At 69.6% G+C, this 9,629-nt stretch carries 7 protein-coding genes and 1 pseudogene; 6 read left to right on the top strand and 2 right to left on the bottom strand.

Going from position 1 to position 9,629, the window contains the following annotated elements:
* Positions 1 to 104: 104 nt before the first annotated feature.
* Genes V7E46_RS15845 through V7E46_RS15835 form a run of 3 tightly spaced genes read left to right on the top strand, consistent with a single transcriptional unit; the run spans position 105 to position 4,140 of the window.
* Positions 105 to 902, top strand: a complete 798-nt coding sequence (locus V7E46_RS15845; protein ID WP_333769013.1) for a TIR domain-containing protein — start codon at positions 105 to 107, stop codon at positions 900 to 902.
* Complete coding sequence (locus V7E46_RS15840; protein ID WP_333769012.1) at positions 899 to 2,887, top strand: hypothetical protein; 1,989 nt, start codon at positions 899 to 901, stop codon at positions 2,885 to 2,887. The genes V7E46_RS15845 and V7E46_RS15840 overlap by 4 nt, the downstream gene beginning before the upstream one ends.
* Positions 2,887 to 4,140: a hypothetical protein gene (locus tag V7E46_RS15835; protein WP_333769014.1), complete on the top strand. Its 1,254-nt coding sequence runs from the start codon at positions 2,887 to 2,889 to the stop codon at positions 4,138 to 4,140. Before V7E46_RS15840 ends, V7E46_RS15835 begins: the two co-directional genes overlap by 1 nt.
* A 107-nt stretch (positions 4,141 to 4,247) precedes the next feature.
* Here the strand turns inward: V7E46_RS15835 and V7E46_RS15830 are convergent, their stop codons facing one another.
* Positions 4,248 to 5,201 (bottom strand): L,D-transpeptidase, encoded by a 954-nt coding sequence (locus tag V7E46_RS15830; protein WP_443054179.1) that lies wholly within the window; start codon positions 5,199 to 5,201, stop codon positions 4,248 to 4,250.
* A 517-nt stretch (positions 5,202 to 5,718) separates the two neighbouring features.
* On the opposite strand from V7E46_RS15830, the gene V7E46_RS15825 reads away from it, so the two are divergent.
* From V7E46_RS15825 to V7E46_RS15815, 3 genes and pseudogenes are all read left to right on the top strand, one after another.
* A complete protein-coding gene (locus V7E46_RS15825) occupies positions 5,719 to 5,970 on the top strand; it encodes a hypothetical protein (protein ID WP_333769010.1) in 252 nt (83 codons plus the stop codon).
* Entirely contained in the window at positions 5,970 to 6,362 is a 393-nt protein-coding gene (locus V7E46_RS15820; RefSeq protein WP_333769009.1) for a DNA-binding protein, read from the top strand. Before V7E46_RS15825 ends, V7E46_RS15820 begins: the two co-directional genes overlap by 1 nt.
* 401 nt (positions 6,363 to 6,763) lie before the next feature.
* Positions 6,764 to 7,117: pseudogene (locus V7E46_RS15815) on the top strand (CPCC family cysteine-rich protein); the annotation flags it as partial.
* Between the two features lie 285 nt (positions 7,118 to 7,402).
* Here V7E46_RS15815 and V7E46_RS15810 read toward each other — a convergent pair.
* Positions 7,403 to 9,364 (bottom strand): family 43 glycosylhydrolase, encoded by a 1,962-nt coding sequence (locus V7E46_RS15810; RefSeq protein WP_443054178.1) that lies wholly within the window; start codon positions 9,362 to 9,364, stop codon positions 7,403 to 7,405.
* Positions 9,365 to 9,629 lie beyond the last annotated feature (265 nt).

Genomic DNA, 9,629 nt, shown 5'->3' with positions numbered 1-9,629 from the left:
CGCGGGGCGGGGCGGGGGGGGCGGCGGGGGCGGGCCCCCCCCCCCCCCCCCCCCCCCCCCCCGCGCCCGTTCACCCCCGACTTCCTCTCCCGAAGGGAACCTTCATGCCCGACGTCTTCGTCAACTACCGCACAGGCGACGAGGAATCCGCCGCGACCATGATCGCCCGGGAACTCGCCCGGCGGTTCGGCGCCGAGCGGATCTTCTTCGCCAGCAACTCGATCGAGGCCGGACGCCGTTACCCGGTGGAACTGGTCAAGGCGGTGGAGGAGTGCGAGGCGCTCCTCGCCGTGATCGGCCCGCGCTGGGCGGAGGTGCTGGGGGCCGACGGCCGCCCCGCCCTCGAAGCCGAGCAGGACTGGACCCGCCGTGAGATCCGGACCGCGCTCGACCGCGGGATCCTGGTGATCCCCGTGCTCGTGGGAAAGGCCACGCGGATCGACCGAGCCCTCATCCCGGACGACCTGCTTGAGCTGGCTGACTGCCAGTACAAGCGGTTCGACCACCGCAACTCCGAGTCGGACCTGACGGCGCTCGGCGATACCCTCGCCAGGCTGCTGCCCGACTTGGGCACAGCGGATCACGACGCCCGTGCGGCGCGGGAGCGGGCCGAGGCGAAGTCCCGCAAGAAGAAGACGGCCCAGGATGCCGGGCGCACCAGGATGCGGACGCGCGATGTCGAGCAGCGCGTGCGTGGCGGCATCGGAAACCTCAACGGAGACCTGTCCGGCACCTTCCTCAACGAGCCGCAGGGGCCGGTGAACACCGGTCGGGGGCATCAGTACAACGCGCCCCGCCTCCAGGGTGACAACACCGGGGTCCAGTTCACGGCAGGCGACAACAGCGGTACGGTCCACCAGCGCTTCGAGCGCGAGGGCCGGCGTTCGGACGACGGACGATGACCGAGCAGGACCACGTCACCGTCAACGATCCACGCGGCCCGGTGAACAACGGCAAAGGACACCAGTACGTCTTCTACGGCGTCGGTGCGGACTGGATGATCCGCAAGGGGGTCGAGCCGCTCCGGATCGCCCGCGAGGACCGGTTGCGGCTGGCCGACCGGTTCGTTCCGCCGGCGGGTTACCGCGTCGCCGCCGACCACCTGGAGAAACCCGGATCGGTGGTGCTGCTGGACGCTCCGCCGGGCAGCGGCCGCCGCGCCGCGGCGATCATGCTGCTGCACGGCCTCGGTGAGGACGGCGGCGCCGACGAGGAGGGGGCCCGGTTCGAGGAGCTGCCCGCCAGGGACAAGGACGAGGAGGAGAACCCCTTTGCCCCCGGTGAGGGGGACCGCTTCCTCCTCGACCTCTCCGGCATGGCCGACGAGGAGGCGTACGCCAAGGACCAGCGCCGTCTGGCCGTACGCCGGTCACAGGTCCAGGAGGCGGGGGCCCACATGGTCGTCGTCCTCCCGTCGGGCATGGAGCACGTCCACCCACCGGACCTCGAACCGCACACGGTGACGCTGGGGCGCCCCCGGGGTGTCGCCGTCGTCACCCGGTACCTCCGCATGGACCGGATGGCCTTCCGCTCCGCAGACCTGGGGAGCCCCGACCTCCAGCGCCTGTGCGACCACTCCCCCATGCGGGAACTGGCGCGGCTCGCTGGGCTGGTGAGGACCGCTCACGACAGCGGCCGGTTCGGCGCCGACTTCGCGGGGTGGCTCGACCAGGCGATGCACGCGGTGACCGACCGTGCCAGTGAGGTGGGCCGGCAGGTGGCATCGGTCCGCACCACGCCCGAGCGGGCCCTGCTGCTCGCGACCGGGATGTTCGAGGAGGTCCGCGCCGACACCGTCTACGAGGCGTGGCACAGCCTGATGAGGACAGTCGGGCACGAGGAAGAGGCGACGACCGAACTCGCGCGGACGGATTTCGGGGCGCGGTTGGCGGCGCTCGGGATCGAGCGGGACCCCGGCGGACGGCTCCGCTTCAAGCAACTGGCCTACGCCGACGCCGTGCGGACGTACTTCTGGGCGAACTTCCCCGGGACGCGCAATGACCTCAGGGACTGGATCGGCCACGCCACCGGGCTGCGCGGTCTGACCGCCGACGACCGGCTGAACGTCGTGGTCCGCTTCGGCGAGCGGTCTTTGGCGGTCGGGCGGCCTGACCACCTCTTCGACCTCGTGGTGCGGTGGGCGGACAGCGTCACCGGGGCGTCCTGCGATTCGCGAGCCGTGGCGGCCCTCGAACTCGGTCTCAGCAACGCGAAGTTCGGGGGATGGTTTCGCAGGCGGATGTACGACTGCGCGAGGTCCGACTTCTTGTCGGACGGTCTCGCCCGCGTCCTCACCGCCGCCTGCCGCCGGAGCCTCGGTGCGACCCACCCGGATCAGGCGGTGGTGCGGCTCCATTACCTCGCCGCGCGGAAGGGGAAGGCGGCGCACGAGGCCGGGGAGGCGCTGCTCGATCTCGCCGGCGGCGACCGCCTGCTCTATCGGCGGCTGATCGACCGCCTGCGGGACCGGACACGTCGGGAGGCACCCGACGCGCAGCCACATCTCCGTCTGCTCACCGAGCTGTTGGGGAACGACCGGGCACCGGACCCGCCGCCGTGGCCGGACCTGTTCCGGGGCTGGGAGACGGTTTTCTCCCAGCCGCCGACGGAGCTGTGGGACCCGCTGGTGACCGGCTGGCTGAACGCCGTGGCGCACGACAGCGCGCAGGAGATGGCGCTGGGCGTGATGGTCGGGGCGACACGCGGCCGCGCGGCCGCTCTCCACCGCCTCTACGTCATCGCCTGCGCCTGGGCGGAGGTCGCGCGCCCCCCTTCCCGGGCGGTCGTCGCCGCTCTCTTCTGGGAGTACATCGACCACGCGCAGTACGCCCGTACGGAGAGTACGGAGCGGGCGGGCGACGGCCCACAGACCACGGAAGAGGCATGATGAGACACCGCTTTCCCAGCCTGCTGTTCATCGTTGTGTGCAGCCTCACCCCGGCTGTGCTCGGAAACCTCCTGCACTGGTCGGCGTTGCTGTGGGGCTTCATGTCCATGGTCACGGCCTCGGGCTCCCTGCTGCTCGTGATGACGGTCCTCAGCGGTGCCCGCGCGTCGGCCGATCCGTACGGGCCCGGGGAACCCGAGCCGCCCGCGGCGCCGACGGAGCTGCCGTTTCGGGAGACACGGGTGGTCGATGCGGCGCTGCCGAGCGCGACGAAGGGTTACGACTTCCTCTTCTCCGCCACCGTGTGGTGGAGGCCGGCCCCCGGTTACGCCGAGCGGTCCGACGGCGCCTTCCCGGCCCTCGCCGCGTCCTCGGTCGTCAGCCGGGCCCTGGAGGTCGTCCGCCACGAGGAGCCCGGCCGGGCGAGCTTCTCGCGGTACCTCCTGGAGGGGGAACTGGCGGTCCTGCTCCCTGACCGGAGCGGACGCGTGGAGGCCCATACGGCCGATGTGACGCTGACCCTCGCCTCCGCCGACCGCGACCGCCTGCGCAAGTTGAACGACCTTCGCAAGGACGAGGAGATCTGGGAGTACGAGCGTCAGTACGAGCGCAACAAGCGGCGCTACCTCGGTGACGACGTGCTCAAGAGCGCGGGTAGCGCGGTGGTGTGGTGGCTCGCCCGCCACGAGGACGAGATCGAGAAGGCGGTCGACATGATCGGCCCGCTCGCCCAGATCGCGGCGGCGGCCAACGACGAGGAGGTACCCGAGCTCTTCCGCCATCTGCTCGTCCCACCCGTGGGCGCGCCGAACGGAGCGGCCGTCGGGGGCCCGCTGTGGGACGGATACGGCCAGGAAGACGGGACGTTCGACCGCGAGGAGGAAGTAGGGGTTACGGATCGGCTGCTTCTGTTGCTGGCGGCGGTGGGCCTGAAGCCGGACATGGACGAGTACACGGTGCTCGTGCACCGTGTGGTGCGGAGCCTGGAAGCGACCGGGCTGCACGAGGCCGCCGAGGACATCAGGCGGACCCTTCTCCCGATGCCCGATGAGGGCGGGCCCTCGGGCGAGGGGAGCACCGCGGGGACCTGGTCGCAGGGCTTCGCGGCCCCCGCGGGCTCGCCGTTCACCGACGCGGAAGCGGACCCGGCCGCCGATGCGGGCACGTTCCCGCAGGGAGCGGCGGAGAGCGGCGCGGGCGGACGGGACCGGGGCTGGAGGGAGACGAGTGAGGACGACGAGGACGAGAGCTGATCCGGCAGGCGCCCCGTACGGGAACTGACCAGGGGCCCGACCTCATACGGCGGGCCCCTTCTGACCTGCGTTCCGCCGGATCAGCGGCGTGGTGATCGGTCACACCCTCAGGTCGTGGCCGGGGTGGTGAGCTGGCCCAGTCCGCTGGCCTTGGGGGAGATCCAGCTGCTCCAGTCGGTCACGTCGTAGTCGGCGTAGCCGTTGTCCGCTGAGGCGGCGGGGCTGGCGGAGCCGGTGATGGTGACGGGGTCTCCTTGGCGGGCGAAGGCGTAGAACCACTGCGCGTCGGCCATCGACAGGTGGACGCAGCCGTGCGAGCCGGCGCTGTGGCCGGGCTGGGGGTCGCCGTCGGAGTAGTGCACGTACGTTCCGGAGGTCGTGAGTTCCACGGCGAACGGATAGTTGGCGTGGTAGTAGTTCGGATCGCTCTTGCTACAGGCGATGTGGACGCTGCACGAGTCCATGAGCACTTCACGGGCCTTGCCCATGACCGCCATCGTCCCGGTCCACGAGGGGTACTTCGCGCTGCCGGCGTCTATCGGGAAAGTCTTGGTCACCGCGCCGTCGCGGTACACCTTCATCAGGTGCTGGTCCGCGTAGACGTGCACCTCGTCATCCGGGCCGACGGTGAAGGAGTGCAGGTAGGAGCGGACTCCGTAGCGTCCGTTCCCGTCGCCCACCCCGGCGAGTTCCGCGTCGAGGGTGACCTTCGTCCCGGTGGGCCAGTACGCCTTGGGGCGGAAGTCCACCCGCTCGGAACCGAACCAGTGCCAGGCGCCGGTCACCGGGGTCGAGGTGGTCAGTTTCAAGTGCTTCTCGATGTCCGCGCGCGCCGAGACGGCCACCGCCTTGCTGAAGGTGACGGAGATCGGCATCGCCACCCCCACCGTCGTACCGCTCTGCGGTTCGATGGTGTCGAGCAGCATCTTCGGCCGCTGGGGCGTCGTCGAGCTCGTCGGCCGCGAAGGTGTCGACGCGGGGCCGGCGCCCGCCTTAGCCGTGGCAGGGGGGGCCGCCGACCGGGACCCGGGGGAGGATGAGCCGCCACCGCAGCCGGACATGCCCGCCGCTATCGCCGCCACCAGTGCGGCCACACTGATGATCTTGTTTGCTCGTTTCACGGTACTGCCTCGCCCCTGTGCTCGTGTCGTCCGCCCCACATGGGCCTAGACATCATCCGGGGCGCTTCAGTTCCCGCACCGGCCGCGCAAGGCCCCGCCCCCGCGAGGCGTCCCGGACCGGGGGCCGCGGACTCCTGCGCACAGGAGAACAGCCTGACCGCCGCCTTCGCAGGTCAGGCGCTCCCCGCTGACCTGATCACACGTTGAAGCGGAACGTATCCGGGCCCGAGCTGACCTGCGGCGGATGGCCGATCATAGCTCTGACCAGGCAATGTGGCGTTGACGTGCGTTGGTATCCGACAGGGATTCACGGCTGTCGTGCGGACCGTTTGCGGACCGGCGTTGAAGCCTCAGCCATCGTCCACACCCACTTCAGGGACAACGCACCTTACGGCCCGCAGCAGGCGCAAGCACCAAGGCACGAATGCAGAGTGCTACCAGCGGTAGGATTGGCACCATGAGTAGTAGCAAAAAATATTCGATCAGCCTCCCCGAGGACCTGGCCGAGGCGGCACGCACCCACGTCGGGCCCGGCGGCTTCTCGGCCTATGTCGCGGAGGCCCTCGAACAACGGGTCGCTATGGACAAGCTCCGGGAGATCGTCGCCGATTTCGAGACCGACAATGACAAGCTGACCCGCGAGGAGGTCGAGGCCGCCCGCGCGCTGCTGCGCCATGATCGCCGACAGGCCGGCGGGGCCGCCGCCTGATGCCCGGCACCCTCCTGCTCGACAGCGAAGGCCTCTCCAAGCTCTACCGGAAGGACCGTACCGTCGTGGCCCTGGTCCAGGCGGCATCGGAAGAGGGAGTCCGCGTGGCCACCAGCGCCATGACCACCCTTGAGGCAGACTACGAACGCATTCACCCTGCCCGTATCACCTGGATCCTGTCCCGCGTCGACGTTCACGACATCACCAAGGAGATCGCCGATCGGGCGGCCGTCCTCCTTCGCACCCGCCACCTCCACGGCCACAAGTACGCCATCGACGCCGCTCTCGCCGCCATCGCCCGCCACGCGCCTCCGCCGGTCGCAGTCCTCACTTCCGACACCGAGGATCTGACGCTCCTGTGCGGCCCGTCCGTGGAGGTCGTCAAGGTCTGAGACGGCGGCGGCGCTGCGACGCCGACAGGCCCGCCCCTGCCGCGCGTCACGGGTCGAAGAACCCATGCGGACGAAGACCTTCCGCGCCGCAGCGCTCGCCTGGCCAGGCGGCTTCTCCGCCCACTCCCGTGCGGCCCGGCCGTCGGCACCCATAGGTGCTCGCTCACACGGTGAAGCGGAACGTATCCGGGCCGATCCTGACCTGCGGCGGAGCATCGGCCATGGCTCTGACCAGGCAATCTGGCGTTGGCGTGCGGTGGTCGCCGACAGGGGTTTACGGGTGTCCTGCGGACCCGCTGCGGGCTGGTCGGCGAGCTGCGGTAGCGAAATGCATGGCGCTCCAGCTGGCCTTCGACAAGTCTCCGCGGGTGAGCGACCGATAGCCCGGTCCCTGCTGCGGGCATTGCGTCCTCGACGAGATGCCCGGCTCCTTCGAGATCTGCCCGGTCTGCTTCTGGGAGGACGACGACGTCCAGTTCCGCTGGCCAACCGTCGCAGGCGGAGCGAACCGGGTCTCGCTCATCGAGGCGCAGCTCAACTACCAAGACTCCGGCACCTGCGACCAACACGGACGGAAGTACGTCCGCCTGCCGGCCGAGGACGAACCGCTGGACCCCGCCTGGCGCCCCATCGACCCGGAACGCGATTCCTTCGAGGACTGGAACGCCGCGGTTCACGCCAACTGGCCCGACGACCGCTCGGTGCTCTGCTGGTGGCTCCCCACCTTCTGGCGCCGCGACCACCGCACACGATGACGCGCCCCATACCCGAGCCACACCCAGCCGTCCCCGCCTGAAGGCGCGATCACCCTCCGCGCGGTCCGGAAGATACGTGGATTCGAGCACGTGAGGGGATTCCCCCTGGTCCATCCCAGCCGGTCCCCCAGTCTGCCGCTCCCGAGTGCGGCCGTGCTGGGCGGAGGCGAGCGCAGCATTTCGGTCCAGTACACCCTGCCGGGGGAGGCTCGTCCGGCGCGACCACGGCGCGGGAGCGGGCACCCGCGCGACTGCCCGCTCCTTCAACGGCCCACCTGCGGCGGGTCAGGGTGTGGACAGGGTGAACTGGCCGACCTTGACGGAGCCTCCGAGTGCCTGCGTTGCGTAGTCGAAGAGGGCGAACCTGTACCCCATGAAGAACTGCCAGCTGTTCTCCATCGTGAAGCCCTGCCCGAAGGCTGTGAAGTTGACGCCGTCGGTGCTGTAGGAGAAGTGCCCCAGCCTGCCGGTGCCCGGATGGATGTCGGCGTTGACGCGCAGCCAGACCCTGCCTCCGGACAGGGCTGTGCTCGCGACTTCCGTGCCGGTGCTGGTGGTGTTCCAGCTGCCGTCCATGGTGATGTTGTTGGTCATCACCAGGCGGGCCGTGCCGTTGTCGCGTCTGACGCCTATCCAGGCCGAGGAGTTGCGCAGCAGCGCGAGTCCTGCCCGGTCCCCGTCGTGCATGCCCGAGTAGTCCAGTGGGACCGTCGCAGTGGACGTGGGTCCGAGGATCCGGTGGGTCAGCGTGTTGCGCGCCGAGTACAGGTCGTTGGTCACCGTCGCGGTCTGCAGGGTCAGGCCGTTGTTCGCGGACCACTTGGTGTTGTCGGGGTTGTGGTTCCACTCCCACTCGGGTCCGAGAGCCGGCCCGGTGAAGGTGTCGGTGCCCGTGGGGGATTTCACCTCACGCGACGGGGCCGGCACGTTCGGGTACGGGTAGGTGGCGCCCCAGCCGCCGTTGACGGTCTGGAGCACCGGCCATCCGCTGGAGTTCCACTTGATGGGGGCCAGCACCGGGACACGTCCGCCGGGGTAGGAGTCGACGAAGGCCATGTAGTACCAGTCGCCGTTCTGCGTCTGCACGATGCCGCCCTGGTGCGGTACGCCACCGCCGACGATGGGGGTGCCAACGTTGTTGAGCAGCGGTTGTTCGGTGTACGGACCGAAGGGGCCGTTGGTGGACTTCAGGACGTATTCGGCGTTGGCCGGATGGTCGACGAGGATGTAGTAGGCGCCGCCGACCTTGTACATGCGGTTGCCCTCGGTCGTTCCGGTGCTGGACGGGTCGGTGAACACCGTCTGGCTGCGGACCTGGCTCAGTCCGTCGGCCGACAGCTGGGCGACGGAGTGGGTGCCGCTGCCGTAGGCGACGTACATCGTGTCGTCGTCGTCGACGAGCATTCCGGCGTCGTAGTAGCAGTTGTTGATCACCGAGCCGCGCGTCCAGGGCCCCTCGACCGAGGAGGCGGTGTACATGTACGTCTTGTTGAAGTCGATGCAGCCGCCCCAGTAGAACTTCCCGTTGCTCTTGCGGTAGTTGAGGAAGGAGGCCCACACGCCGTTGACGTAGGCGCGCCCGTTGCCGTTCAGGTTGTACTTCTCGCCGAAGTCGAGCGAGGGCACCGAGTGGCCGGCGAACTCCCAGTGGACCAGGTCGTAGGAGCGCAGGATCGGGGCCCCGGGCGAGTAGTGCATCGTCGAGGCCGAGTAGTAGTAGGTGTCACCCACCCGCAGGACGTCCGCGTCGGCGAGGTCCTCCCATAGCACGGGGTTACTGAACGTCGACGGGGGACTCGTCGGCGGCGTGGTCGGCGGTGTGGTGGGGGGCGTCGTCGGGGGTGTGGTGGAAGGAGAGGTCGGCGGGGTGGTGGTGACGGCGCCCGTGCAGGCCGTGCCGTTGAGCGTGAAGCCGGTGGGGACGGGATTGGAGGAACCGTAGGCGCCGTTGAAGCCGAAGGCGGTGGACGCGCCGGTGGCCAGGCTGCCGTTCCAGGAGGTGTTGGCCACCGTGACTTGGCTGCCGGTCTGGGTGTAGGAGCCACTCCACAGCTGCGTGATGGTCTGTCCGTTGGCGAAGGCCCAGGAAAGCTGCCAGCTTGTGACCGGCGCACCGAGATTGGTGATGCTCACGTTCGCGCCGAAGCCACCGGGCCAGTCGTTCGTGACGCTGTAGTCGACCTGGCAGCCGCTGGCGGCCTGCGCCGATGTTGCCACGATCGAGACCCCGGCAGCAGCCAGCACCATGGAGAGCAGGGCGATCGGCAGCGACCTGTAACGTCTGGACATATCTCTCCGTTTCACAGAACACGCTCCTCGAATTACGAGCCGTGCAGGGACTGATTGCGCTAACATCCGTCGGATGCCGCTTCGGCCTGTCCATGCGTCCGGGCAGCCCGGTTCTGCGGACCGGCGTAGAGCGGGATCCAGGAGCGGACCGGGACAGGGCCCGGCCGGGTAGTGGCATCACCTGCGGGGCGACGGCCAGGCCGTCCGGCGAGAGCATCGGCGA

The organism is Streptomyces sp. IBSBF 2435 (assembly GCF_036815005.1).
GTDB lineage: Bacteria > Actinomycetota > Actinomycetes > Streptomycetales > Streptomycetaceae > Actinacidiphila.
This window is presented reverse-complemented; position numbering and strand designations above follow the sequence as displayed.